Raw genomic sequence first — 24817 nt, 5'->3', positions numbered from 1 at the left:
AACGTTTTTTCACTATAAACTGATTGTAGATAATGTAAAAAAGGAGTGAATATTCATTATGTCCGACGTTCTGTTACTGAGTCGTTTTCAATTTGCAATTACTATTTTTTATCACTTTTTATTTGTACCTTTGACAATCGGACTTGTTATTTTGGTAGCATGTATGGAAACTCAATACGCCCGCACATTGAATCCAACATATCGCAAAATGGCAAATTTCTGGGGTAAATTATTTACAATTAACTTCGTCATGGGGATTATAACCGGGATTACGATGGAATTCCAATTTGGAACAAACTGGTCTGAGTACTCCAAATATATGGGAGATATTTTCGGATCACCTCTCGCAATCGAAGCACTCGTTGCCTTCTTCTTAGAATCTACTTTCATGGGAATATGGTTATTCGGTAAAGACAAAATTTCACCAAAGTTCCGTGCCTTCTGTATGTGGATGGTTGCACTTGGAACAAATATTTCTGCCCTTTGGATTATTACAGCAAACGGTTTTATGCAAAACCCTGTTGGCTACGTCGTACGTAACGGCCGCGCTGAATTAAATGATTTCTGGGCACTTGTTACAAATCCATACGCTTGGAACATGTTCTTCCATACTGTAATTGGTTGTTATATTGTTGGTGCTTTCTTCGTTATGGCAATTAGTGCCTACCACTTATTACGTAAGAATGAAGTTGAATTCTTCAAAAAATCATTTAAGTTTGGCTTAATGTTAGGCTTATTCGCCGCAACAATTACACCGTTTATGGGTCATCAATCTGGTGTATCAGCAGCTAAATATCAACCAGCTAAAGGCGCTGCGATGGAAGCTGTTTGGGAAACTGGAAAAGGACAAGGTTTTTCGATTGTTCAAATTCCTGATGTAAAAAACGAAAAGAACTTTGAATTCCTAACGATTCCAAAGTTAGGAAGCTTCTTCTATACAAATTCATTTGATGGCGAAATTGTTGGTTTAAAAGATATTCCGAAAGAAGATCGTCCAAATGTTAACCTCGTGTACTATAGCTTCCGCTTAATGGTTGCACTTGGTATGTTCTTTATGGCATTAACTTGGTATGGCTTCTATTTAAACCGAAAAGGAAAACTAGAAAACTCAAAACGTTACTTAAAAATTACAATATGGTCTGTTTTACTACCATATATCGCAATTAACGCTGGTTGGATTGTTGCCGAAGTAGGTCGTCAACCATGGACAGTTTATAAACTAATGCGTACAGCAGAATCTGTATCACCTATATCTGTTCCACAAATTTGGTTCTCATTAATTAGTTTAATCTTGTTCTACACTTTACTTTTAATCGCAGACGTATATTTAATGCTGAAGTTCGCGAAAAAAGGACCAGCAGCACTAGAAGAACCTGCTACTGAGGGAGGTGCAGCTCATGTCTCATGATATGCTTGCAATCATCTGGTTTGGTTTATGGGGTGTGATTTGGACAGTTTACTTTATTCTTGATGGGTATGCGCTTGGTAACGGAATGATTTTCCCTTTCGTTGCGAAAGACCGACAGGAACGAAATCAATTACAAGAAGCAATCGGCCCGTTCTGGGGTGGTAATGAAGTGTGGTTAATTACAGCTGGTGGCGCAACATTTGCTGCCTTCCCAGTCACATATGCAAATATGTTTAGCTACCTATATACACCACTATTTTTAGTATTACTTGCACTGTTTGCTCGTGCTGCTGGACTGGAATTCATGCATAAAGACGATTCACCAATTTGGCAAAAAACTTGTAAATGGGCATTTACAATTGGTAGTTTCCTAATCGCTTTCTTATTCGGAGTTACGTTCGCTAACCTTTATTATGGACTACAAATCGGAAAAAATGGCTATGAAGGAAATTTACTTAGCTTACTAAATCATTACGGTATTTTAGGAGGTCTGTTCTTCACTGCTATATTCGTCGTATCTGGTGCCCTTTGGGTTATGATTAAAACGACTGGTGAAGTATCTGATCGTGCGTATAAAATCGCAAGACCATTTTCAATGGCAGCTGCTATCATTTTAGCTATTTTCTATGTAGCTACTGCTAATCGTACAAACTTATTCCACAATTTCACAGAATATCCGGTACTATTCATTCTTCCGGTACTTGCCATGTTAATGAGTGTACTCGCACTTATTATGGTGTATAAACATAAAATCGGCCTTGCATTTACATTCGTTTGCTTAACAATCGCAATGTTTATGACAACTGGCTTTGCAGGCATGTTCCCAAGAATGTTACCATCTCGTATTAATGATGCTTATAGTACAACGTTATACAACGCAGCTGGTAGTCAATTAAACTTAAAAATTATGTTCTTCGTTGCAATGGTCATGGTGCCAATTGTTATTGGATATCAACTTTGGAGCTACAGTATCTTTAAAAATAAAATTCATAAAGATTCCGCTAAAGGGTATCACTAAGATGAAAAAAGACACTTCTTTTGAAGTGTCTTTTTTATACGTATGATTTTCGATAGGATGTTATATTTCTAATCTAACAACTATAATACAGAAGAATCATTAACAGCTCACAGCTAGATTGTAGCACAGGGTAAGTTCATCATTTTATGCAATTTTACATATTTCTCTATAAAGTAAACTGTATTCCTTGATCATTCACGTCGCTATCTCCTACATCTGCTGTACTAATACCACTAAATGTTTGTACTTTCATTCCTGTATTCGATGATCCCGATCCATTATAAGCTTTCGTTTTTTCAATCGGCTGCACGTTATATTTATCCCCTAAATTAATCGTTCCATTGCAGTTTTCAATAATAACCCCTTCCACAACTGACGGCATTTTGTCACCTACTTTCATTTCCTTACTTTCATTTTATGAACAGCGCCTAAAAAAATAGCATGTTTCCATAAGAAAAAGCACTCAAACTGAGTGCTTTTTCTTATTTACCTTTTTTCTTTTTCTCACAAGCAATTCCATCGCCATCACGGTCTAAATGCTTACCGTAATAAGGACTATCTCTTGTAATGTCATAATATCCCGCATCGTTTGCTTCTTTACAATTAGCAAAACGTTTCGGATCTGGCTTTACTTCAGGTTTCACTTCTGGTTGTGGTTGTTTTGCTCCTGGTCTTTCTTCAAATGGTAACGTTGCATTATATAAGAACTGAACGTATTGCTCACGACTTACATGCATTTTAGGTGCGAATGTACCATCACCAGTTCCAGCCGTAATATAATTTGATTTAATTGCAGTAATCGCAGGATTCGCCCATCCATTTCTATCTACATCCGGGAAATTATGATCCCCTCTTATTTGCAATTGGAATCCTCTTGTCAAAATTTGTGCCATTTCTTCACGAGTTAACGAATCTTTCGGTCTAAATTTCCCTGTGTTATCTCCAACGAATACACCCATCTCTGTTAAAGCAAGAATCTCTTTTTTAAACATAGTTGAACGATCCGTAACATCTTTATATGGATTGTTATACTGTTCTTTTACTACCGGTTTTAAATGACGGAACATAAGAGCTGCAACTTGCTCACGTGTTACATCATCACCAAATCCAAAAATCCCATTTCCGTATCCAGCAACAACGTTTTTATTTGCTAAATCCATAATTGCTTTATAAGACCAATGATTGTTTGGAACATCTTTAAAACCTGCGCTTGCCTGCGCTGTTCCAATTGAAGTAAATGCTGTAGTTGCAACAAGTGCACCTGTTAAAATTAATTTCTTAAATCTCATACTTAAGTCTCCTTCTCTTTCCATAATAACCATTTAACAATATAACAAATTATTCAAATGTATTTTGTCATATTCTGTCGAACGTAAAAAAGAATCCAGCAGGATTCTTTTTTACTAAGCATGAATGGCAATTTTGGAGACAGTTGACTTCTTCAAAAATTTATTAGGGGTAATATTTTGAAAAAGAAAGCCTTTCATATGTAGGTTAACACCACTGGAATATATAGTAAATTGATAATGTTTATACGGAAGATTGCTAATGTTTAGTATAGATAGTTTCCACTATGCAAACAGTAAAAACTAGTTATACTAAACAACAAAAAGGTGCCTTTAAAGAAGACACCTTTTACGCTTTTCATAAACAAACACTATAAAACAGAATTATTTATTGTTATACGATTGTTAGATACAAAAAGTAGAGGGAAATGTTTGTATTAAATTCTGCTTTATAAAGTCTGTCTATCACTTATATTTTAATCTTCTTCATTTAAAAATAAATATAATATGCATAATTACATACCTAAAAGAAAAGACACCCCATAGAGTGCCTCTTCAACCATTTTACTTTTAATATATCGCCTTTTATACATTTTAACATATGTATACATGTATTTTATTGAGAAAATTCAAAATCCTTTTTCTTTCATTTCCAATTATAAAATCATGTAATATAAAAGGTATGTCAAATTCTTATACAAATTGAGGTGTACTATATTTATGTCTTTCGGAATTATCCCTCTTATATTATTTATTATTTTTCTTATCTCCTATCTAAAAGATCCACGAAAAATAATAAATGGGTTTTTATTTAATGCCTTTTTCTGTTTTTTCCTGCTTTTTTGTGTGATTATATCTGTGAATGCAAGTAGTGATGTCCTACGCTATATTATAATTTTACCTATTTTAGCACTTCTCATTATGCTTCCTTTCGGTTTTCTTGCCTTAATGTTTGGATTATTTCTTAATGCAAGAATTTTAATGAAGCGAGAAGGACGTCGGTTCACTAACTGTTTAACACTCCTTGCTGCTTTAGGGATGTTATTCTTTATGTTACTCCCTATTATAAATCCAGCAAGTTTGGTCTCATCACATTTAGAGCCTATTTTTGCAGGTATTTCTCTTATAAGCGTATATTTCTTCATACACTTATCTAACTTCTTAAGCGCTTATTTTCTATATCAATTCAACAGACCAAGGCGTAATCAAGATTTCATCATCGTTCTTGGTAGCGGCTTAATTAATGATAAAGTACCACCTTTACTTGCGAGTCGTATTAATAAAGCAATCGACTTTTACTGGAAACAAGCAGCTGTGAATACACCACCAACAATTATTTTCTCTGGTGGCCAAGGCCCAGATGAAGGCCTTCCTGAAGCAGAAGCGATGCAAAAGTATGCTGTTGAAAAAGGAATTCCGATTGAACATACAGTGCAAGAAAATCGCTCTGTAAACACATATCAAAATATGTCGTTCTCTAAAGAAATTATGGATTCTTTAAAACCAGACGGTAAGTATAGAAGTATCTTTACAACGAATAATTTCCACCTTTTCCGCGCCGGTATATATGCAAGACAAGCTGGTCTTAATAGCCAAGGAATCGGATCAAAAACTGCATTTTATTACTGGCCTAATGCAATGATTCGCGAATATGTCGCAATCGTCGTTATGGGACGTAAGCGCCATATGAAAATATGTGGAACTATTTTAGGTTTTGCTTTATTCTTAACAGTCATTAGTTTTATTGTTTCTTAATAGCTACAAAAAAATGATCTTCTTTCATGAAGATCATTTTTTTAGTTAAACAATTAACATAAACGCATACAAGACATTAATAATTCCTGAAACGATTCCAACAATAGCAAACACTTTACTTGTACCCGTCACTTTTTTATTTAAACCTAGTATAGAGAATACAATAGCTACCGTACCAACAAGCCCCCATAAATTAATAAACCAAGATATCAATCCCGTTATAAAGCCAACTAATGAAAAAACCTCTATGTCACTATTTTGCTGACTGGCTATTACTTTTTCATAATTGAGAATCTCCCCGCACTGCCCGCAAAACTTGTTGCCCTCGCTCGTTTCATTCCCACATTTCGTACAGTATCCCACAGAATCCCCTCCCTAAGATCAATGCCCAAAATGTATATATCCATACTATTCATTCTACTTTTCTATATCAAAATTATGACCACCATCTAACCTTCTACAGTTGTATTTAAAATAATAATATGGTGATAATATTCCCTGCATACATCCATTAAAGGAGAATTTTTTCAAATAAAATGTTAAAATAAAATTTAGGTGTGAATTACGTAACAAATAAGAAACTAGTTTGAAACGAGGAAATTATATGAAGAAAATTATCAAAAACAAGCCCAATAAGCTAAAAATTGCTTCAAAAGCTTTGATGATTATTATTGGGGCATTTATCACAGCGTACGGATTAGAAGCAGTATTAATTCCAAATAACGTATCAGACGGTGGTGTAACTGGTTTAAGTATCGTTAGTTCAAGATTATTTGGATTGCCATTAGGGGCTCTAATCGCAGTTATTAACATTCCTTTCGTTTGGTTAGGATATAAGCAGATCGGTAAAAGCTTTGCAATTTATTCTATTATCGGGATTGCTTCATTAGCAATAGGTACCGTTGTCATGCACGGAATACCAGCTATTATTGAAGGCGATACATTATTAGTTACAGTTGTTGGTGGTATTATCATCGGTTTTGGTATGGGACTAGCATTACGTAACGGCGGCGCATTAGATGGAATCGATATGCTAGCTGTATTGCTTTCTCGTAAGTTACCTTTCGGAACGAGTGACCTTATTTTATTCTTAAACATGTTCGTATTTATTTTCGTATCAACCGTATTCGGTCTTCAAGGAGCTATCCTTTCAGCAATTGCTTACTTTATTGCTTCGAAAGTGATTCATATCGTTGAAGTTGGTTTAAGTGGTTCGAAAGCATTTAAAATCATTACAAAAGAGCCTGAATTAATGGTAGAAACCATTCGCGATCGTTTAGGCCGAAGTGCAACATATAACGAAGTATATGGTGGTTATTCAAGAGAGAAATTCAAAGAAATTTCTTGTGTAATTAACCGTTTAGAAGAAAGTAAAATGAAAGAACTTATTAATGAAATCGATCCACACGCCTTTATTACAGTTTATGACGTAGCAGAAGTAAAAGGCGGTAACTTTAAGAAACGTGATATTCATTAATCGTTATGAAAAACGAGGGTGTGCCAACATTTTGGCACACCCTCTTCTTATTATTAAGCTTTTGTCGGTAAGTTAATATATTTCAATAATCGCTGATATATTTTTACTCGCCCCATCTTCCCCCGCTTTTAATCCATGCTACGTATTTTTGAAAGGTGGGCACTTCTTGTTGAAAACGAAGCGGAACATATAGAAAAAGAGTACATGTACATAGTATCCATAGAATACCTACTACAAAGTGAAATTTCATTGTTGTACTAATAAACAAGCTCAAGAATAATACGAGGAACATAATTACACTAAATCTTTTATACATAGTCATAATAATCTCCTCCTTATAACTTAATTGTACCAGCTATAAGGAATTAATTCCCATAATAAAAAGACCGAAAAGCAAATTTCACTTCTCGGTCTCTACACTATCTTCTCTTCGTAATCTTTCCTGAACCACCGACCCTCGTTTTCGGAGGAGATGTATTTCTTGGTGGCGTTTTAATAGATGATTTCGGCTTCACATCTGATCCGCTCGAACCACCTGGATTTTTCGTTATTTTCCCTTTGCTTCCAGTAGAAGGCGGAGGCGTGCTGCTTCCTTTTTTCGTAATACTTCCAGTATCTCCTACAGAAGATTTCGAATCTACATTATCGCCACGCTTAATGATAGATCCTTTCCCTTCCTTCGTAATTGGAGGCGGGGTTTTCTTTTCTTCTTTTGTAGGTGGTCTCTCTGGAATAACTGGTTTATGATTTTGTCTGTCATTATATCCGCGATAATCACCGGATGATGATTTTCGTGAACCGAATATATCGTTTAAAATACTTCCCATAATATATCCTTGCAAGAAGGATGGTTGGTAATTTTGACGGACAAACTCTTTATTACTTATTTCAATTAACGTATCAGATGGCTTCTCTTTATCCTTTTGCAGATTATAAATCTTATCAGAATAAACGAGGAACATTTGATTTTCGTCTTCTTTAGATGCTTGCTTCGGTTCTCTTTCATTAATGAGTTCCTTTGCGACTTCAGGAACTGACCGATTGGCGGCCCTATACACGTAAGATTCTTGTTTACCTTCTTTTGCGACAGATTCAAGTGGATAACGGTCTTGAATCGACTTTGTCTGTCCGCCCTGACAACCTGATAAGGCATATCCAGCAACAACAAGTAATATAACGATAGCAAGTATAGGGATTACGAACGATTTAATCATGGTAAACAATCGGTTTGACATGATTACGCCCCCTTACGTTGCTCTTATAATTTGTACATCAGCAGGAATAATTGCTTCTCCCTCATACATCATTGTGCGACCATTTTGCCATTCAATACGTAATAATTTTCGATTATCTGATTGGAATTCCCATACATGCTGTTCTTCTGAAGCAGAGAATGGTGTTTTCCCCATCACAACAACACGTCCGTTATATTGCTCTTCCATATGATACTCTGTATCATCCATTTCAATTGTCGTCGGAATTTCATCAATCGAATCTAAACGACCATCAATTGGTGTATATAATTTGTAATACGTATTTTCACGGTCTTCAATTTTTAAATAACGAATATCTTTCCCGTCTTGCAGTGTTAAAACAATTTCTTTACGAGAATGCATACTCGTTTTTCCAGTTAATTCGTACATAATTAATGAAACTTCAATCATATCGCCAGGAGCTAACGTTAACAAACTTTTCTCTGGTTTCGGCGGCTCTGGGCTCTTCATTATATTTTTAATTCGTTTAAATAAACTCATGATTTACCCCCTCCTTCTCTATTTATAAACAAGCACCTAAAATAAGTGCACCAACAATATGTAATGATCCAGCTAACATTGCATGCGCAACACTGCCTTCTTTCGTACCTTCTTCTAAATCTAAACCAGCCATTTTCTTTAACACAAATTCGATAAACATTTCTACCACTAATAAAATAACGAAAGAAACTGCTGATGCAAGTAGCGCTTGCCATAAGTCATTTGCTTTCGTTATCGATTGAGATAAAATGTACCCTTGCGCGAATAATTTCATAACGAAACGAGTTGTCACAGCTGTATTCCCATTTTTTATTTCTTTTAAATCATTGTATTTTGTAAAAATCGAATCAACCCACATAATTGCAAATAAAAGTACTGCACTCGCTCCAGTCCATACAAGCATGGCTAATACATTTGTCCATGTCATTGCAAAACCTCCTCTAAATATAATAGAAAACCGACATGAATTTGTTTAGACATGTCGGTTCATTTGTCTCTATTCTATATTATTTCTCATACTGCTTCATAATACGAGCTAATTCATCGTCAACAGCAGAATTTTTGTTTAAGCTTGCGAATTCATCATCTAATGATTTTTCTTTTTTGTACACTTCACCGCTCGCTTCTGCTTCAGCCTCTAATTGAAGAGCTTTCTCTTCCATACGGCTTAAACCAGCTTTCGCTGAATTTGAATCAAATCCAGACATTGCCTGATTAATATTCTTTTGTGCTTTCGCCGCATTTACACGTGCTACAAGTGTTTCACGTTTATTTTTCAGCTCTGTTAATTGCTTACGCATTTCTTCTAGCTTCAGGCGAAGATTATCAGCAGCAGCTTTGTTTTGCTCATAGCTTGCTTTATACTCATTCATCTTTTGCTCTGCATTTTGTTTTTCTTCAAGAGCACGACGCGCAAGGTCAAGATTGCTTGCTTGAACAGCCATATGAGCTTGCTCTTCACGTTTTTTCACAAGTGCTTCTTGCTCTTCAAATAATATTTTGAATTTCTTCTCAAGTGCAATTTGAGCTGCTACACTTTTCTCAGCTTCTTGTACATCCGCTTGCATATCGCGTAAATATTGATCCGTCATCTTAACTGGATCTTCCGCTTTTTCAATCATTGAATACACATTCGACATTGTTAAATCTCTTAATCGTTTAAATACAGACATCCAAATTCCTCCTATGATATACCTCATATTTCAAATTCACTACTTGGAAAACTGAAAAATCTCCCTTTACAGTAAAGAATAGTCATTTTTACAGCCTATGTGTTTATTATAACAAAACAAAGATGTACTTACATGTTATTTCCAAAATACATCCAATATAATATGACATTCTAGATACAATATTGCTTTTCTAATATATTCTCATTATTTCTCTTTAAAATTAACTTACTTTTGTGCACTTTCACTAAATTACATAAGTGTAATGTTACTGTAAGCTAACTCGATAGTTACGTTTCCATATTTCTTATACACTAATACCAGAAGCAACAAACAAGCTTCTCATCATTTCAGAACTAATACAAAAATGTATTTACTATAAAACAGATAAAAGGAGAAATCATCATGAAAAAATTAGTAGGAATCGGATTAGCAGCAGCAATTTCACTTGGAGCATTATCAGGTTGTTCTTTATTAGGAGAAAAAGCAAACGGTTTTGTACTGTACGGAACAGAAGATCAAGTAACACAAATTGCAGATAAAAACAAAAAAGAAGTGAAAGAAAAAGACTTCTATAAAATGAAAATGACAACATTAGAAGGTAAAAAAGTTCTTGTCATGGATAAGAAAACTGGTGAAGAACTTGTAAAAAAAGAGTTACTTAACAAAGTGGATGAAAAAGACGATACGAAACCACTTGATAAATTACCAGCTGTAACAGCAGAACAAGGTATATTATTCGCAAAAGAGAAAGTAGAAAATACTACACTTGATGGAGCGAAATTAAAATATGAAGGCAACACAATTATCGGAAGTGGCCGTGCATATACAGATATGTATGCGATTGTTGATGACGCAACTTACAGCAATGTAAAAGGTGAAGAAAAATCTGTAGGTGTATTAAAATTCGATAAGGATCCAAGTAAAGAATTCCCTGGAAAGAATGGTGTAGAATCATCACAACTTGTAAAAATTAAAAAGTAAAACAAAAAAGCTTTGCGAAATTCGCAAAGCTTTCTTCTATTTATGAGCAATTTGCTCCATATCCGGACTACAAGTATTCGACTGACATGACTTATTTAAAGAACATGCCGCGCATTTTCCTTTTTTACTTCTCTTTACAAAATTAACTAACGTGTATGCTGCATAACCAAAAATAATAGCTCCAATTATAATATTGACCATCATCACAATACATCTCCTTCTAGAATCCGAGTAAAGATCCAACTTGGTATATAATGAGCGTTAATACATAAGCAACTACGAGTGGATAAACGACTGAAAAAATCGTCCATTTCGCTGATCCTGTTTCACGTTTAATAACAGCTACCGTCGCTAAACACGGAACATATAATAAAATAAAGAACATAAATGCATAAGCTGATAATGCTGTATAATGTGCTCCCATTACATTTCCAAGCACATCTTCTTTAACCGCATAAATAATTGCCATTGTAGAAACGACAACTTCTTTCGCTAAAAATCCTGTTAAAAGGGATGCCGCAGCTTGCCACGTTCCAAAGCCGAGCGGTGCAAATAATGGTGCGATAAATCCACCAATCATCGCTAAGTAGCTATCTCCCATATCAACGCCAAATCCTGATGGACCTGCATAGTTTAATAACCAAATAACAACCGAACCACCGAAGATGAATGTACCAGCTTTACGAACAAATCCTTTCCCTTTCTCCCACGTGCTTAGCCATAATGTTTTTGCTTGTGGCACACGGTAAGGCGGTAATTCAATTACGAAAATAGACTTTTCCGCTTTCAAAATCGTAAGAGACATAATTTTTGTAACGAGTAATGCCAGAACAATACCTGCGACATATAAAGAAAATACAACAGTCGCCTGACTATTAGGGAAGAATACGCCCGCAAATAATGCATATACAGGTAAACGTGCTGAACAAGACATAAATGGTGTTACTAAAACTGTCAGTAAACGCTCTTTCTCTTGTTCAATCGTTCTCGCCGCCATAATTCCTGGAACGTTACACCCAAAACCGATAATCATCGGAATAAAAGCTTTACCGTTTAAGCCAAAGAACTCCATAATTCTATCCATAACAACTGCAATTCGCGCCATATATCCTGAGTCTTCTAATAATGAAATGAAAAAGAATAGTGCAAAGATTTGTGGAACGAATACTAATACAGCACCAACACCGGCAATAATACCTTCTGTAACGAGTGCTTGAATAAAATCAGAAGCTCCAATACTTGTAAGTCCAGCTGTCACCCAATCCGTAAGCTGGCCACCAAAAAACTCATCTAACATATCCGATAAAGGTGTACCAATCCACGTAAACGTAACCTGAAAAATAAAAAACATAACTGCTAAAAAGATTGGAAGTCCTAAAATTTTATGTGTAATTAACCTATCAATTTTTTCCGAAAAAGGAATTTTCCCTTCTTTCTCATGCTTCATAACATTTGTTTTTAACTTTTCAATATACGCTTCACGAGTCTTGTAAATATGCTCCTCTAACGTACAATCAAGTTTTCCTTCTAAGCGAGATCGAATGGCTATGAGTTCCTTATAAATTGGTAGTGCTTTCATTTCTTTTTCTACTACTTCGTTATTGCTTAGAAATTGAAGGGCTAACCATCTTGGATGCTCATAATTCTCTTTCTCTAAAAGAGAAATTACCTCTCCAATCCCTTCATCCATTCGTGCACCATATGAAATAATGAATGGCTTTTTCTCATTTTTGTCATTTTCTTTAAGAGTTGCAAGTAGTTCTTCACAGCCTTTTCCACTTCTTGCAACGACAGGAACGACTGTTACATCTAATAGTTCTGATAATCGTTTTACATCAATGACAATTCCTCTTTGCTTCGCCACATCAATCATATTTAAACCAATTGAAACGGGCTTACCAAATTCAAGTAATTGCAACGTTAAATGCATATTTCGTTCGAACTGCGAAGAATCCACAATATTTAACATATGCTGAAATTCTTCTGTTAATAGAAAGTTTGTTACAACACCTTCATCACGTGAAACTGGATTTAAATCATAGACGCCTGGTAAATCAATTAATGTTCCTTGCTTATCTTTTAATTTACCAACCTTCTTTTCTACTGTTACACCGCTCCAGTTTCCTACATACTCATAAGAACCAGTAAGTGCATTAAATAATGATGTTTTCCCTGTATTCGGATTCCCTAGCAAAGCTACCTTATTCACGCTAATTCCACCTTTATCATTTTCGCGTCACAATGACGAATACTAATTAACTGTCCACGACACTCCAATGTACAAGGACCTTTGAACATCGCTTTTTGCTTCATGCGAAGTTCACTTCCTTCAGAAAGACCAAAAGCAGCCAGTCTTCTCTTTAGTAACTGATCTAACGAATGAATACTTTTTACTAACACTTTCTCGCCAATTTTAATATCTACTAAGCTCATAACCTTCCCCCTCAGAAGAGAATGATAATTATTTTCAAAAAAATTATAGCATACTCTATTTCATTTGGACTATATCTTTTCGCTTCATATTTATTAACATTTCAATACAATTATATTTCAATAATTGTCATACTTGATTCATTTGCCATTCTCATCCATTTCGCTTACAATAAACAATAGCAAATAAAGAATCTCGTTATCACAGGGGGAGCCATGCCGCTGAGAGGGAACACTTCGTTCCGACCCTTCGAACCTGTTAGTTAATGCTAACGCAGGGATTGTGCAAACGTCCGAAATACATACCTCTTTTTATTTACGTATTTCGTATCCTCCTATGATAATGTTCTTTTTTGTACAACTTGGATTTAGGGGGAGACAACATGCGTAACACCAATTTACAAGCGATGATCGAATCTGCTATTCTTGCAGCCTTCGCCATGATTATCGACATTTTACCATTATCACTTAAACTTCCAACAGGCGGTTCCATCTCATTCGCTATGATTCCTATTTTTATTATTGCTTACCGCTGGGGCTTTAAATCAGCTTTCTTAGGTGGTTTAGTTTGGGGACTATTACAAATTGTCGTGGGAGATGCTTACATTTTAACACCTGTTCAAGCATTCATTGAGTACTTCATTGCCTTTGCTTTTATCGGATTTGCTGGCTTATTCTATCGTCCAATTCAAAAAGCACTTTTAACGTCTAATGAAAATAACTTAGAACAAACAAATTTAGGTAGCCGTAAAAACAAACCTTCATCAAAACAAAATCAAGGTAAGAAAGTCCTTGCTTATATTATCCTTGCTACATTTATCGGTAGCTTTGCTCGCTATTTCTGTCACTTTATTGCCGGTATTATTTTCTGGGGACAATATGCGCCGAAAGGTCAATCAGCTGTGCTATATTCATTAATCGTAAACGGCAGTACAATGCTCGGTTCTTTTATTTTATGTACAGTTTTACTTATATTTTTATTCCTCACTTCACCACGCTTATTCAAAAGCATCAGTGCTTATCAAATGAATACACAAAAAAAGGGCGCTTAATGAGCGCTCTTTTTTCATATCGTAATATTAATCAAAAATACAATAAATGCGCAAAAGAAAATAAATACCATTATACTTAGCCAATTGCTATGCACGGTTCATCGACTCCTTACATAACCCCATTTTCTAATCAGATTATATCGTTTGAAAATAAAGATTAGGTAAAGATAATATGAAAATAAATTAAAAAAGCGTAGATTATATTGTCTACGCTTTTTTCTGTAAATAAAAGTAAAATAACACACCATCTTCTGTATTCTTTACTCCATATTCAGCATCATGCAGTTCTAAAATATTTTTTGAAATAGCAAGACCAAGCCCTGTTCCACCTTGCGAACGCTGACGAGCTGCATCCACGCGATAAAAACGATCCCAAATTTTATCTAACTGCTCTTCTTCAATGTGAGTACCTTTATTTTCAATACATACTTTTATACGCTCTTTCTCATCTATTGTAGAAATAATAATATCTTCTTTATTTGGTGTATAACGTATAGCATTCGTAATGAAGTTCACGATGACTTGTTCAATCCGGCCTTGATTTGCCATTACTTCAAATGGACCTATATTTTTATGAACACGAAGTTCTTTTTTCTCTATTTCCACAGAAAGGTGTTCACATATATCTTCAATTATCGAATCAATATAAAATAAATCCTTTTTCATTTTATATGTACCTGACTCAAATTTAGCTAACTCAAGCATATCTAAAATTAACGTATCCATTTTGTCTACTTCTCGTTCCATCGCTTGAAAATAGTATTCTTTTTTATGTTCAGCTACCCCGTCTTTCAAAATAGAAATGCAGCTTTTCATAATACTCAGTGGTGTTTTTAATTCATGTGAAACACCTGAAATAAATTCTTTCCGCGTCTTTTCTAACTTTCTTTCCTTTTCAATATCTTGTTCTAGCTGTCCAATATGTGAATGGAGTTTATTGGATAATACATTAATATTTTTCGATAAATCCCCAATTTCATCTTTTGAATTAATCGGTATTTGTTCTGTGAAATCTAAATGCGCTATTTTCTTCGTTGTATCATTTATTTTTAATAACGGTTTTGCAATTTGTTTTGAGTAATAGAACGAAGCTAGAAAAATAAGAACAACTACAAATGCAATGATGTAAATGTAGTAATCTTGCACCATTTGTACAGCTTCATCTACAGGCTGTAAAGAAGCCATCGCATATATATATGTTACCGATCCGTCTTTTTCTTTTATTGGCTTGATTAATAATTTATATTTAATATCATTTTTTTCATAGTCCATTGTTTGTGTTGCATACTGTATTTGCTTGCTCTCTTTTAATAATAAATCCGTTTGAAATTCTTTTATGTTATCTAAGAATATACTATTTTTATAAATTGGATTTACAAGACCTTTTACATCTGGAAACTGTACTTTCGTAACAAACCCACCTATGTAAGCATCTGGTTCTTGGGCAGCTTGCTCCTGAACAGCCGGCTTCTTTTCCTTACCTACTTGTTCCTCAACTGCTTTCTTTTTCTCTTCATCTAATTTACTCATTTTCTCCTTAAATGCTTTTTCTAACGGTTTATTAGATCCGCTTAAATTCTGCTTAGATAACGAGAAAGAGAATGGAATAAAACTATCTTCTTTTTTCACTCCAGAAAAAGAAATTCCTTGGCCTAGAAACTGATCTGATGATTTATTATCAATCTCTTCTATATTGACGAGATTGTATAAAGGAATTTTGAATATTTGTTGTCCAAAGCTCTTTTGTTGCCTACGATCTATCGTTACCTCAAAATAAAAATCATCTGCATGCTTTAAATTCCCGTTCTGATCTAATGTCGTAATCCACGTATTATTTTCTCTTAAAAAGTCCTGCTCCAGCTTCTGAATTCCTTCTGCACTTCCTGCATAGTTCAAATAATTCTTTTCGAAGGAATTTAAATTCACTTTAATATCTTCCACTTTTCGATTCGCATAATATTGTTTAAAAAATATCGTTTGTCCAATAAATATCGTCGCTAAAATTAACATACATAATGCTGTTGTGAGGGTAAATAATTTTAGTACAATCCCTTTTCTCATATGTTCCCCTCAAATTTATAACCTGTTCGTACTACAGTTGTAATGTACTTTGCTTTCTCTCCCAATTTGTTTCTCAAATTACGAATATGGCTATTAACCGTTCGATCATCCCCAGCAAACTCATATCCCCAAATTCTTGAAATTAATTGCTCTCTTGTTAGGACAATTCCTTGATTTTTCATGAAATACACTAATATTTCAAACTCTGTATGTGTTAATGTAATATTTGCTCCATCAACAGTAACAGTACGTGACGGAAAATGGACATAAATGCCATGAATTGATAACATATCATCTTCATTCTCTAAAGGTTTCTTTGTTACTTTTCTACTTTCTAACAGCCTTTTCGCTCTTGCTAATAAAATTGGTGGGCTATACGGCTTCGTCACATAGTCATCCGCCCCAAGTTCAAATCCAAGTAACGTATCATCTTCATCTACACGTGCCGTCAGCATAATGATAGGAACCTCAGATGTTTTACGAATTCTTCGGCAAACAGACCATCCATCAAGTTCCGGCAACATAATATCTAAAATAACTAAATCAACCTCTTCTTCCTCAAATACAACTAAAGCTTCTTTCCCATCTCTTGCTTCAAACACTACATATTGCTCGCTCAAAAAATAATCTTTTAAAATTTCACGCAAAATATCTTCATCTTCCACAATTAAAATGTTTTTTGACATAACTTATGTATCCCCCTCTCGCTTTCAGAAACTACAACTTCATTTTGAATAACTAGCCTTTAACTTCGCCTCGATAATATATCTATCTGGTGCATCCCCTATATAATCAAATGGATAGCAAGTCGTCAGTGTTAATATCGATTCTTCTTTTTTTATAATAACAGTACGATCATCCGCATGGGTAATCCATATCTTTTGAATTTCATATGTGTAAGTTTTATTATCATACTCTAAAACAAGAGTGTCTTTTTCTTTTAACTCTCCTAAATCTGTAAATACAGTATCTCGGTGTCCACTCAGTACAGTATGTCCCCCTCCAGATGGCGTTGTCGTTACATCACTAACGAACATCCCAACTCCTTTTTTCAACGTTGCATCATCTGCTCCCCAATATATAGAAAACTTCTTTTTTATTTTCGGTATATGTAACATTGCTACCTTTTCTCCTTCTTTATGCTCTGTTTGAGAAGAAGGCACTTGAGAAGTTACGGGGGTTTCATGTGAAAGTTGATCATGTTGTATATTGTTAAGGCTCTTTATTTCTTCTTTCGTTAATTGTTGAGCAGAGCTTTTTCCTTTATACCACTCCATAGCATAATATGATCCCATAAATAGTCCTATAGCCATCAATATGATACCGATATAATTGAGTACCTTCATATTTCATCCCTCCATGCCAAAAATGGTAGGAATAACCTACCATTTTTAATATATGAAATTATTCCATTCTTTATAGGAAAATATTTTAATTACGCCTTAACTTTATTGCGACGATTCAAACCAAATAACGTCCCTATCCCTACAAGGCACGCGCTTAGTGCCATCATTGCTACATTATTAGATGCTGTATTTGGTAATTTTTCACCTTGTACAACTGGCTTTGCTACTTCTTTTTTTACTGCATCATTTTTTTGTTGTACTTGTGCTGCTTCTTTTTTTGCCATATCATTTTTTAACTGTTCTTGTGCTATTCTCTTTTTCTCTTCTTCACTCTTTTGCTGTATCTTAATTGCTTCTTCTTTTTTCGCCTTATCTTGCTGCACTTGCGCTGCATCTTCCTTTGCTACTGATCCAGTATCCGCACTTGCTACTGAAGAATATCCTACTGTTAAAAGTGCCATTGCACAGATCGGTAATAGTTTCTTTTTCATTTTATTTCTCTCCTTTTATACGTTTTACATCACTTCGCATCGGATGTATCACTAGAATAAACAAGAGATATAAATATAAGATGCAGATGAAATATATTTCATTTAAAGATTTCATTGTAAAAAAATAAAAAAACATCGCAATATATACGATGTTTTTTCGGGTGTGTGTCTCAATATTTACATGTTACTTTCGCGTGATTTAGAAGTAGAATGGGCCGGAGCGATAACTAATTGTCTCGGCTCAGTTTTCTTTAAGTGATTTTTGACGTTACACTTACGACGTTGAACAACCCAAGCCTTAATAGGGTTTGTCAAAATAATCTTTTGCTCTTCGTTAGGGGCCTCTTCTTCAAACTTACAACTTTCGCTCCATTTATTCCATTTCATTGTAAAATTAGAAGAAGAATGATCGTCTTCTCGATCAAACAAGTGCAAAAAATCCATTTCGTCAGCTAGCATTACGGTGTTGCTAGTTGCTAAAAAAGAAAAGGTCGTCCAACGTTTCTCCATGCCCTCCTACTCCTTTTTCACATATAGAGTGCCTAAAACTTAATTTACCTAAAATATGCTTGCCTTTTACCTTACACCCATAGTTTATCCAAAACACTACTATGCAACTATCGATTTGCCTTACAACTACCTTACATTTTTGTAAGAAACAAAAAAACCTTCACTCTCTATACGTGAAGGTTTCTCATTTTTCATCTATATGATCTTTCATATGATCGACTCCAGCTTCTTGCAGCTGCGACATCATACCGTGGGAAATTGCGCCTAATACTAAAGTCATTCCAATTAGTGAAATCCGAATCGCTGGTACATCAATTATGTAAGCCAAACTACCAAGAACAATTGTTAAAAGTAATGCTTTTATAAATGTTGCACTTGTATACTCTTTCTTTTTCATCATAATCACCCTTTATGGAAGCGTTTTCTTAATATAATCAGTATATCATATCATCTGACTATTTTGTGGGGATTTCTGTAAAAAACTTATATCTTCTTTGACTTTTTCCTTCCTATCCTTTACAGTCGAAATGTTCACAAGTTTTACACTGTAGGAGGACTCCAATGAATATTGAAATAAAAGACACTTTAATTTCTGAAGAACAATTACAAGAAAAAGTAAAAGAATTAGCGCTTCAAATCGAGCGTGACTTTGAAGGAGAAGAAATCGTAGTCATCGCTGTACTAAAAGGATCTTTCGTATTCGCTGCTGATTTAATTCGCCATATTAAAAACGAGGTAACAATCGACTTTATTTCTGCATCTAGCTACGGAAATCAAACAGAAACAACTGGAAAAGTTAAACTATTAAAAGATATCGACGTAAACATTACTGGAAAAAACGTAATTGTCGTAGAAGACATTATCGATTCTGGTTTAACACTTCACTTCTTAAAAGATCACTTCTTTATGCATAAACCAAAGGCACTCAAATTCTGTACGTTACTTGATAAACCTGAGCGTCGTAAAGTTGACTTAAAAGCTGAATATGTTGGCTTCCAAATTCCAGACGAATTTATCGTTGGCTACGGTATTGACTGTGCAGAAAAATATCGTAACTTACCATTTATCGCTTCAGTTGTAACGGAATAATCGTATAACTTAAAAAATCGATAGTACATAAAATTTATATCGGCGATTTTCAAAATATATCGACCGTATCTTAAATTATATCGGCGATTTTTCAAATATATCGACCGTAACTCAAATTATATCAGCGATTTTTTAAATATATCGACTTACCGACAATAACTGACAATCTTAGCACCCTATTAATAGGAAGAAGCTGTTCTGAAATACATCAGAACAGCTCCTTCTTTCCATTACAAAAAACAGGGAGAGATGAAATATGACAAAGACAAAATTTGAAAAAGTACTCCTCATCGTAAATCCAAAAGCTGGACAAGGCGACTTACATGCAAATTTAACGAAAATCGTACCACCTCTTGCCGCAGCTTTTCCTGACTTACATATCCTTCATACGAAAAAGCAAGGTGATGCAACAAAATATTGCCAAGAGTTTGCTAGTAAAGTAGATTTAATTATCGTCTTTGGTGGTGACGGAACAGTATTTGAATGCACAAACGGCTTAGCACCTCTTGAAACTAGACCTACACTTGCAATCATTCCAGGCGGAACTTGCAATGACTTCTCTCGTACACTCGGCGTTCCGCAAAACATTGCAGAAGCAGCAAAACTTATCACAAAGGAACACGTAAAACCAGTTGACGTCGCAAAAGCAAACGGACAACATTTCTTAAACTTCTGGGGCATTGGACTCGTATCTGAAGTATCAAACAATATTGATGCAGAAGAAAAAGCAAAGCTTGGTAAAATTGGTTACTACTTAAGCACAATTCGAACTGTCAAAAATGCTGAAACATTCCCAGTAAAAATCACGTACGACGGACAAGTATATGAAGACGAAGCTGTTCTTGTTATGGTTGGTAACGGTGAATATCTTGGGGGTATTCCTTCCTTTATTCCGAACGTAAAATGCGATGACGGAACACTTGATATTTTCGTAGTCAAATCAACAGGCATTCAAGCGTTTAAAGATTATATCGGAAAGAAACTATTTGAAGACTCAAATGAAAATGATATCTTCCACGTAAAAGCGAAATCCATTCATATTGAAACAGAAGAAGAAAAAGAAGTAGATACAGATGGAGAAAGTTCGCTTCATACACCTTGTCACATTGAATTATTGCAAGGGCACTTTACGATGATTTATAATCCTGCGGTTGTGTAATCAACACTTCATTATACTTTAATAATTACTAAACTTCGTATTTTTGCGAAAAATGCAGTATAATTAATAAGTAAAAGGTTGTTAACAAAAAACGTTAACAACCTTTTTATTTTTTCAAAAAACTTTTCACTTTAGAGGAGCGATCACATGTATTGGAGAAAAAATGATAAGCCTGTAGAAGATCCCGAAGCAATAGCTGTATGGGAATGCACGGCAGAAGACTGCCTTGGATGGATGCGTAAAAATTTTTCATTAGAAGAAGAACCAAAATGTCCATTATGCAAAAATGATATGAATAGTAGCGAGCGTTTATTACAAAAGCTCTAATTCCTACTTTTCTCCACTTTAATTATTAAAATAAAGGATTATCTTTCTCCTTATCTACAAGATGTATTTCCTATATGTGAATCGAAAGAAAATAGATAATAGCGTAGAACATTGAAACAGAAAAGAGATGGTTTTGCCATCTCTTTTCTGTTTCAAATTCCCCTTATCAAACCCTAGTTATGCACACCTGATTTTAACTAATAAAAACGAAAGACCTTATTACTATTTTCATTTACTAACAATCCCAAAATAAGCACGAACCGTCAACAAATAATAACCAATATAAATAATGCTATACACGCCAACGCTAATTAACAATGGCACTGCAATTTCATACGGAAGTACTGTCGATAATCCTGTTAATGCAAATAAAGTGTGCAATATACCAACTACTAAAGGAATAAAGAAGATAAATCTCATTTGTTTTGCGATTGCTTTTTTCATTTCTTTTTTCGTTACTCCAAGCTTTCGAAGAACGATGTAACGTTCACGATCTGCATGTGCCTCTGTTAATTGTTTAAAGTAAATGATCGAACCTGTTGCAAGTAAAAATACAAGTCCTAAGAACATACCACTAAACATCATTAAACCTGATACTTCAATACCATCACGGAAAATAGTATAGAAATCACTGAATTGTTCTCTTCCTTCTGCATCTTCTTCCGGTATTACTTTCTTTAAACTCTCCGTTAACACTTTACTATTTCTTTCGTCTTTCACATCAATATTTTTCACAGTATGAGAGCCAATTGTCTTCTTCGCTTGCTCATATACTTCGTCTGGAACAACAACTAGAAGTTCATATAAGTTTGTAATGTTTTTTGCTTGTACATCCTTTATTTGTACTGGTGCTACTTCTCCAATTGGGAATGTAGCTTTTCGATTTTTATATACGCCACTATCTCTCTTACCTTCACCGTACATGCCATCAAATGCATACAATTCGTTCTTCTTTAAATCTAAAGTTTCTTCATTTAAATATTTTGCGATTGTATTAAATGATGACTGTGCAATAAGTTCTGTTGTTCTTGATTGTAATGAAGTGCCATCACCGTATTCTCCTACTACTTTTACCGTCTCTAATTCATATTGATGAATGACTTCATTCTTTTCTTCTTTTAAAATCTCAATCACCTTACGATCCACATGATTATCTTTCACTTCATATGAATAACTAACTGGCTTATATTTTTTTGCTTGCATGTATGTGTTGTAATACATCGTAACAGACGTTCCAACTGCTGTTAACGTTACTGCGCTTAATACTGCAATTGTTGCTAACGATTTTGCATTTCCTTTAATGCGGTATAGTAACTGAGATGTCGTCACCATTTTCATTCCGTTATAAAATGAAGATTTTTTATTTCGTACTCTTTTTAATACAAAAACAGTAAAGAATTTAAATAATAAATACGTTCCAAGTACCGTGGCTAATAAAATGTAAAGTGCAAGTGGCATAAATTTATCGCTGCTTGCATTTTTAATAGCCGTTACTGACAAGAAATAACCTGATCCAATTAATAATAAAGAAATAATAGCCATTATTTTAGAATCTTTCGGTATGACTTCGCCTTCGTTATCTGCACGGAATAGCTCGATTAACTTAAATTGATAAATAACGCGGTATCCTTTAAACGATGTATACAAAATAATAAAACAAAAAATAACTGCTGTATCTATAACCGCTCCAATTGGCACTTCAAAATGAACATTTACATGTAGCTCTAACATATTTAAAAGTAGCTTTAGGAATCCTTTTGAAAGTAAACTACCAATTATAATTCCGATTACTAACGATAATAACCCCATTAACATGTTTTCATAAAAAAGCATTTTACCTATTTCTTTCTTTCGAATACCAAGTAAAGAATAAAGGCCTATTTCTTTCTTACGCTTTCGTGTAAAGAAACCATTCGAATATATAATAAATATCGCAACGAAAATAATGAGCATTACACTCGCAAGCTGGAACCCTCGTCCAATGTTATCTCCAGCTTCACTTATTTGTGAATTGTATTGCAGCGCCTTAAAGGTAAAATAAATGACGATGCTAAAAATCATAGAAGCAAAGTATATAAAATAATCTTTAAAATTCCGTTTTATATTACGAAGAGCGATACTAGATAAGCTCATTTGTCGCACCTCCAGATATGGAAGACATCATATCAATAATTTGCTGGAAAAATTGTTTACGTGTCATCCCTTTACGATGTAATTCTTTATATAACTTTCCATCTTTAATAAATACAACTCGTTTACAATAACTTGCTGCAAATGCATCATGCGTTACCATTAAAATCGTTACAAGATCTTTTTCATTTAATGTCTTCATACTTTCTAATAAATCTGTCGCTGACTTTGAATCAAGCGCACCAGTTGGCTCATCTCCAAAAATCATACTTGGATTTGTTACAATCGCTCTTGATGCTGCGCAGCGTTGTTTCTGTCCACCTGACGCTTCATACGGATACTGATTTAAAATATGATCAATTCCAAACTTCTTCGCAATTGCCTCAACGCGAGATTCTACTTCTTTCGCCTTCACTTTTGATAAAGCAAGTGGCAATGCAATATTCTCTCGTACTGTTAACGTATCTAATAAGTTATAATCTTGAAAAATAAATCCTAAATGATTACGGCGAAAGAGTGCCAATTCATCATCATTCATCTTCACAATATCTTTTCCATCAATTAAAATCTCACCTTTTGAAGGTGCATCAATAGTAGAAAGGACATTCAAAAGCGTCGTCTTACCAGAACCAGACGGTCCCATAATACCGACAAACTCTCCTTCTTTCACCTGTAAATGAATATCTTTCAACGCTTCAAACGTATTACCACCTGTATCATATATTTTCGAAATCCCTTTCGCTTCTAACATTGTTTTCATCTATCTATACCTCCTGTTATAATTCTTGCTGTTCTCTTTAAGCAACAGGATTCAGTATAGATATATTTTCTTAACAAATAGTGACGGGGTTTCTTAATATTTTCTTAAAAAGAAATTCCATAATCAAAAAAGCCTGCAGTTGTTACACTGCAGGCTTTCAAATGTTTAATAAATGGATTAAGCTAAATATGCTTGTTGTAATGCCTCTAAACCATCTTTATAAATGCCATGGAATAGATTAATTGCCTCTTCATCAGTAACCTCTACAGGAGTGAAGCTACCAGACCATTCAACTAATGATGTGTTAGCATCTTTACCTTCTTTAACACGAATTGTAGATAAATAATTCGTCACAGGGAACGGTGCTTGCATAATTGAATATGTGTAGTAGCGCTCTTTCTCATTAAATGCTTCTAAACGCTCTACAATCTCATCGCCATCAGGATTAGCTAAATGACGTACACGTCCGCCTTCCGTTACTTTACTGCTAGGAATATATGGTAACCAATCTGGAAGTGCATCAAAGCCTCCAATTAATTGCCATACTTGTTCAGGTGAAGCTGGAATTTCAATAGATGTAATAGTATTTGCCATTTTCATTACTCTCCTTT

29 protein-coding genes and 1 riboswitch are annotated in these 24817 nt (G+C 34.6%); of the genes, 9 read left to right on the top strand and 20 right to left on the bottom strand.

Annotation, left to right across the window (positions count from 1 at the left end; genetic code table 11):
• The first annotated feature begins 58 nt into the window (after positions 1-58).
• Together cydA and cydB are read left to right on the top strand one after the other, a co-directional pair.
• A complete protein-coding gene (gene cydA / locus DN390_RS22295; RefSeq protein WP_060632654.1) occupies positions 59-1408 on the top strand; it encodes a cytochrome ubiquinol oxidase subunit I in 1350 nt (449 codons plus the stop codon).
• Positions 1398-2426 carry a cytochrome d ubiquinol oxidase subunit II gene (cydB, locus tag DN390_RS22290; RefSeq protein ID WP_063223644.1) on the top strand — a complete coding sequence of 343 codons (1029 nt, stop codon included), beginning with the start codon at positions 1398-1400 and terminating at the stop codon, positions 2424-2426. Before cydA ends, cydB begins: the two co-directional genes overlap by 11 nt.
• 166 nt (positions 2427-2592) lie before the next feature.
• Here cydB and DN390_RS22285 read toward each other — a convergent pair whose 3' ends face one another.
• Positions 2593-2826 carry a spore germination protein gene (locus tag DN390_RS22285; RefSeq protein ID WP_011040784.1) on the bottom strand — a complete coding sequence of 78 codons (234 nt, stop codon included), beginning with the start codon at positions 2824-2826 and terminating at the stop codon, positions 2593-2595.
• 82 nt (positions 2827-2908) lie between these two features.
• Positions 2909-3715 (bottom strand): S-layer homology domain-containing protein, encoded by an 807-nt coding sequence (locus DN390_RS22280; RefSeq protein ID WP_147808466.1) that lies wholly within the window; start codon positions 3713-3715, stop codon positions 2909-2911.
• Positions 3716-4432: 717 nt separating this feature from the next.
• On the opposite strand from DN390_RS22280, the gene DN390_RS22275 reads away from it, so the two are divergent.
• Positions 4433-5467, top strand: a complete 1035-nt coding sequence (locus DN390_RS22275) for a YdcF family protein (protein WP_147808465.1) — start codon at positions 4433-4435, stop codon at positions 5465-5467.
• A gap of 45 nt (positions 5468-5512) precedes the next feature.
• Here the strand turns inward: DN390_RS22275 and DN390_RS22270 are convergent, their stop codons facing one another.
• A complete protein-coding gene (locus tag DN390_RS22270) occupies positions 5513-5830 on the bottom strand; it encodes a zinc ribbon domain-containing protein (protein WP_147808464.1) in 318 nt (105 codons plus the stop codon).
• 241 nt (positions 5831-6071) lie between these two features.
• Here DN390_RS22270 and DN390_RS22265 point away from each other — a divergent pair, with 241 nt between their 5' ends.
• Positions 6072-6944 (top strand): YitT family protein, encoded by an 873-nt coding sequence (locus tag DN390_RS22265; RefSeq protein ID WP_147808463.1) that lies wholly within the window; start codon positions 6072-6074, stop codon positions 6942-6944.
• Between the two features lie 103 nt (positions 6945-7047).
• Here the strand turns inward: DN390_RS22265 and DN390_RS22260 are convergent, their stop codons facing one another.
• From DN390_RS22260 to DN390_RS22240, 5 genes are all read right to left on the bottom strand, one after another.
• Complete coding sequence (locus tag DN390_RS22260) at positions 7048-7266, bottom strand: hypothetical protein (RefSeq protein WP_147808462.1); 219 nt, start codon at positions 7264-7266, stop codon at positions 7048-7050.
• A 97-nt stretch (positions 7267-7363) separates the two neighbouring features.
• Positions 7364-8179 carry a DUF4247 domain-containing protein gene (locus tag DN390_RS22255; protein ID WP_060632658.1) on the bottom strand — a complete coding sequence of 272 codons (816 nt, stop codon included), beginning with the start codon at positions 8177-8179 and terminating at the stop codon, positions 7364-7366.
• A gap of 12 nt (positions 8180-8191) precedes the next feature.
• Positions 8192-8698: a DUF4178 domain-containing protein gene (locus tag DN390_RS22250; protein WP_060632659.1), complete on the bottom strand. Its 507-nt coding sequence runs from the start codon at positions 8696-8698 to the stop codon at positions 8192-8194.
• A gap of 22 nt (positions 8699-8720) precedes the next feature.
• Entirely contained in the window at positions 8721-9125 is a 405-nt protein-coding gene (locus tag DN390_RS22245; protein ID WP_000220322.1) for a DUF350 domain-containing protein, read from the bottom strand.
• A 79-nt stretch (positions 9126-9204) separates the two neighbouring features.
• Positions 9205-9870 (bottom strand): PspA/IM30 family protein, encoded by a 666-nt coding sequence (locus DN390_RS22240; RefSeq protein WP_000110298.1) that lies wholly within the window; start codon positions 9868-9870, stop codon positions 9205-9207.
• Between the two features lie 402 nt (positions 9871-10272).
• Here DN390_RS22240 and DN390_RS22235 point away from each other — a divergent pair, with 402 nt between their 5' ends.
• Positions 10273-10851: a lipoprotein BA_5634 family protein gene (locus DN390_RS22235; protein ID WP_147808461.1), complete on the top strand. Its 579-nt coding sequence runs from the start codon at positions 10273-10275 to the stop codon at positions 10849-10851.
• 36 nt (positions 10852-10887) lie between these two features.
• Here the strand turns inward: DN390_RS22235 and DN390_RS22230 are convergent, their stop codons facing one another.
• The 3 genes from DN390_RS22230 to DN390_RS22220 are packed head-to-tail and all read right to left on the bottom strand — an operon-like array spanning position 10888 to position 13284.
• On the bottom strand, positions 10888-11055 hold the full coding sequence (locus DN390_RS22230; protein ID WP_000989595.1) for a FeoB-associated Cys-rich membrane protein: 168 nt from the start codon (positions 11053-11055) through the stop codon (positions 10888-10890).
• A 16-nt stretch (positions 11056-11071) separates the two neighbouring features.
• Positions 11072-13060, bottom strand: coding sequence for a ferrous iron transport protein B (gene feoB, locus DN390_RS22225; RefSeq protein WP_147808460.1), 1989 nt, complete (start codon positions 13058-13060; stop codon positions 11072-11074).
• Complete coding sequence (locus tag DN390_RS22220) at positions 13057-13284, bottom strand: FeoA family protein (RefSeq protein WP_147808459.1); 228 nt, start codon at positions 13282-13284, stop codon at positions 13057-13059. The genes feoB and DN390_RS22220 overlap by 4 nt, the downstream gene beginning before the upstream one ends.
• Before the next feature lie 194 nt (positions 13285-13478).
• A riboswitch (TPP riboswitch) is annotated at positions 13479-13580 on the top strand.
• Between the two features lie 84 nt (positions 13581-13664).
• Here DN390_RS22220 and thiT point away from each other — a divergent pair.
• Positions 13665-14333, top strand: a complete 669-nt coding sequence (gene thiT / locus DN390_RS22215; RefSeq protein ID WP_147808458.1) for an energy-coupled thiamine transporter ThiT — start codon at positions 13665-13667, stop codon at positions 14331-14333.
• A gap of 207 nt (positions 14334-14540) precedes the next feature.
• Here the strand turns inward: thiT and DN390_RS22210 are convergent, their stop codons facing one another.
• The 6 genes from DN390_RS22210 to DN390_RS22185 all read right to left on the bottom strand — a co-directional run bounded on the left by DN390_RS22210 (position 14541) and on the right by DN390_RS22185 (position 19141).
• A complete protein-coding gene (locus DN390_RS22210; protein ID WP_147808457.1) occupies positions 14541-16394 on the bottom strand; it encodes a sensor histidine kinase in 1854 nt (617 codons plus the stop codon).
• The gene (locus tag DN390_RS22205; protein WP_147808456.1) at positions 16391-17080 is read right to left on the bottom strand and encodes a response regulator transcription factor; all 690 of its coding nucleotides are present in this window, start codon (positions 17078-17080) and stop codon (positions 16391-16393) included. Before DN390_RS22205 ends, DN390_RS22210 begins: the two co-directional genes overlap by 4 nt.
• Positions 17081-17119: 39 nt before the next feature.
• Positions 17120-17740, bottom strand: a complete 621-nt coding sequence (locus tag DN390_RS22200; protein ID WP_147808455.1) for a class D sortase — start codon at positions 17738-17740, stop codon at positions 17120-17122.
• An 89-nt stretch (positions 17741-17829) separates the two neighbouring features.
• Complete coding sequence (locus tag DN390_RS22195; RefSeq protein WP_098951580.1) at positions 17830-18231, bottom strand: LPXTG cell wall anchor domain-containing protein; 402 nt, start codon at positions 18229-18231, stop codon at positions 17830-17832.
• A 177-nt stretch (positions 18232-18408) separates the two neighbouring features.
• Positions 18409-18741 carry a hypothetical protein gene (locus tag DN390_RS22190; RefSeq protein WP_098951578.1) on the bottom strand — a complete coding sequence of 111 codons (333 nt, stop codon included), beginning with the start codon at positions 18739-18741 and terminating at the stop codon, positions 18409-18411.
• Between the two features lie 184 nt (positions 18742-18925).
• Complete coding sequence (locus tag DN390_RS22185; protein WP_002073368.1) at positions 18926-19141, bottom strand: hypothetical protein; 216 nt, start codon at positions 19139-19141, stop codon at positions 18926-18928.
• 161 nt (positions 19142-19302) lie between these two features.
• Between DN390_RS22185 and hpt the strand changes: the two genes are divergently transcribed.
• From hpt to DN390_RS22170, 3 genes are all read left to right on the top strand, one after another.
• A complete protein-coding gene (hpt, locus tag DN390_RS22180; RefSeq protein ID WP_002123365.1) occupies positions 19303-19830 on the top strand; it encodes a hypoxanthine phosphoribosyltransferase in 528 nt (175 codons plus the stop codon).
• Between the two features lie 256 nt (positions 19831-20086).
• Entirely contained in the window at positions 20087-20989 is a 903-nt protein-coding gene (locus tag DN390_RS22175) for a diacylglycerol/lipid kinase family protein (protein WP_098951575.1), read from the top strand.
• 147 nt (positions 20990-21136) lie between these two features.
• Complete coding sequence (locus DN390_RS22170) at positions 21137-21316, top strand: cold-inducible protein YdjO-related protein (protein WP_000289925.1); 180 nt, start codon at positions 21137-21139, stop codon at positions 21314-21316.
• Between the two features lie 228 nt (positions 21317-21544).
• On the opposite strand, the gene DN390_RS22165 is transcribed toward DN390_RS22170, so the two are convergent.
• The 3 genes from DN390_RS22165 to DN390_RS22155 form a co-directional block, all read right to left on the bottom strand.
• Positions 21545-23449 carry an ABC transporter permease gene (locus DN390_RS22165; protein ID WP_147808454.1) on the bottom strand — a complete coding sequence of 635 codons (1905 nt, stop codon included), beginning with the start codon at positions 23447-23449 and terminating at the stop codon, positions 21545-21547.
• Positions 23436-24206 (bottom strand): ABC transporter ATP-binding protein, encoded by a 771-nt coding sequence (locus tag DN390_RS22160; protein WP_147808453.1) that lies wholly within the window; start codon positions 24204-24206, stop codon positions 23436-23438. Before DN390_RS22160 ends, DN390_RS22165 begins: the two co-directional genes overlap by 14 nt.
• Before the next feature lie 177 nt (positions 24207-24383).
• Positions 24384-24800 (bottom strand): SRPBCC family protein, encoded by a 417-nt coding sequence (locus tag DN390_RS22155; RefSeq protein WP_147808452.1) that lies wholly within the window; start codon positions 24798-24800, stop codon positions 24384-24386.
• Positions 24801-24817 lie beyond the last annotated feature (17 nt).

Origin of the sequence: Bacillus sp. SH7-1 (genome assembly GCF_008042405.1) — a bacterium.
Classification (GTDB): Bacteria; Bacillota; Bacilli; order Bacillales; family Bacillaceae_G; genus Bacillus_A; species Bacillus_A thuringiensis_N.
This window is presented reverse-complemented; position numbering and strand designations above follow the sequence as displayed.

Coding starts and splice junctions, on each gene's coding strand:
- cydA (WP_060632654.1), top strand. CDS start 59: ATGTCCGACGTTCTGTTACTGAGTCGTTTTCAATTTGCAATTACTATT.
- cydB (WP_063223644.1), top strand. CDS start 1,398: ATGTCTCATGATATGCTTGCAATCATCTGGTTTGGTTTATGGGGTGTG.
- DN390_RS22285 (WP_011040784.1), bottom strand. CDS start 2,826: ATGAAAGTAGGTGACAAAATGCCGTCAGTTGTGGAAGGGGTTATTATT.
- DN390_RS22280 (WP_147808466.1), bottom strand. CDS start 3,715: ATGAGATTTAAGAAATTAATTTTAACAGGTGCACTTGTTGCAACTACA.
- DN390_RS22275 (WP_147808465.1), top strand. CDS start 4,433: ATGTCTTTCGGAATTATCCCTCTTATATTATTTATTATTTTTCTTATC.
- DN390_RS22265 (WP_147808463.1), top strand. CDS start 6,072: ATGAAGAAAATTATCAAAAACAAGCCCAATAAGCTAAAAATTGCTTCA.
- DN390_RS22260 (WP_147808462.1), bottom strand. CDS start 7,266: ATGACTATGTATAAAAGATTTAGTGTAATTATGTTCCTCGTATTATTC.
- DN390_RS22255 (WP_060632658.1), bottom strand. CDS start 8,179: ATGTCAAACCGATTGTTTACCATGATTAAATCGTTCGTAATCCCTATA.
- DN390_RS22250 (WP_060632659.1), bottom strand. CDS start 8,698: ATGAGTTTATTTAAACGAATTAAAAATATAATGAAGAGCCCAGAGCCG.
- DN390_RS22245 (WP_000220322.1), bottom strand. CDS start 9,125: ATGACATGGACAAATGTATTAGCCATGCTTGTATGGACTGGAGCGAGT.
- DN390_RS22240 (WP_000110298.1), bottom strand. CDS start 9,870: ATGTCTGTATTTAAACGATTAAGAGATTTAACAATGTCGAATGTGTAT.
- DN390_RS22235 (WP_147808461.1), top strand. CDS start 10,273: ATGAAAAAATTAGTAGGAATCGGATTAGCAGCAGCAATTTCACTTGGA.
- DN390_RS22230 (WP_000989595.1), bottom strand. CDS start 11,055: ATGATGGTCAATATTATAATTGGAGCTATTATTTTTGGTTATGCAGCA.
- DN390_RS22220 (WP_147808459.1), bottom strand. CDS start 13,284: ATGAGCTTAGTAGATATTAAAATTGGCGAGAAAGTGTTAGTAAAAAGT.
- thiT (WP_147808458.1), top strand. CDS start 13,665: ATGCGTAACACCAATTTACAAGCGATGATCGAATCTGCTATTCTTGCA.
- DN390_RS22210 (WP_147808457.1), bottom strand. CDS start 16,394: ATGAGAAAAGGGATTGTACTAAAATTATTTACCCTCACAACAGCATTA.
- DN390_RS22205 (WP_147808456.1), bottom strand. CDS start 17,080: ATGTCAAAAAACATTTTAATTGTGGAAGATGAAGATATTTTGCGTGAA.
- DN390_RS22200 (WP_147808455.1), bottom strand. CDS start 17,740: ATGAAGGTACTCAATTATATCGGTATCATATTGATGGCTATAGGACTA.
- DN390_RS22195 (WP_098951580.1), bottom strand. CDS start 18,231: ATGAAAAAGAAACTATTACCGATCTGTGCAATGGCACTTTTAACAGTA.
- DN390_RS22190 (WP_098951578.1), bottom strand. CDS start 18,741: ATGGAGAAACGTTGGACGACCTTTTCTTTTTTAGCAACTAGCAACACC.
- DN390_RS22185 (WP_002073368.1), bottom strand. CDS start 19,141: ATGATGAAAAAGAAAGAGTATACAAGTGCAACATTTATAAAAGCATTA.
- hpt (WP_002123365.1), top strand. CDS start 19,303: ATGAATATTGAAATAAAAGACACTTTAATTTCTGAAGAACAATTACAA.
- DN390_RS22175 (WP_098951575.1), top strand. CDS start 20,087: ATGACAAAGACAAAATTTGAAAAAGTACTCCTCATCGTAAATCCAAAA.
- DN390_RS22170 (WP_000289925.1), top strand. CDS start 21,137: ATGTATTGGAGAAAAAATGATAAGCCTGTAGAAGATCCCGAAGCAATA.
- DN390_RS22165 (WP_147808454.1), bottom strand. CDS start 23,449: ATGAGCTTATCTAGTATCGCTCTTCGTAATATAAAACGGAATTTTAAA.
- DN390_RS22160 (WP_147808453.1), bottom strand. CDS start 24,206: ATGAAAACAATGTTAGAAGCGAAAGGGATTTCGAAAATATATGATACA.
- DN390_RS22155 (WP_147808452.1), bottom strand. CDS start 24,800: ATGGCAAATACTATTACATCTATTGAAATTCCAGCTTCACCTGAACAA.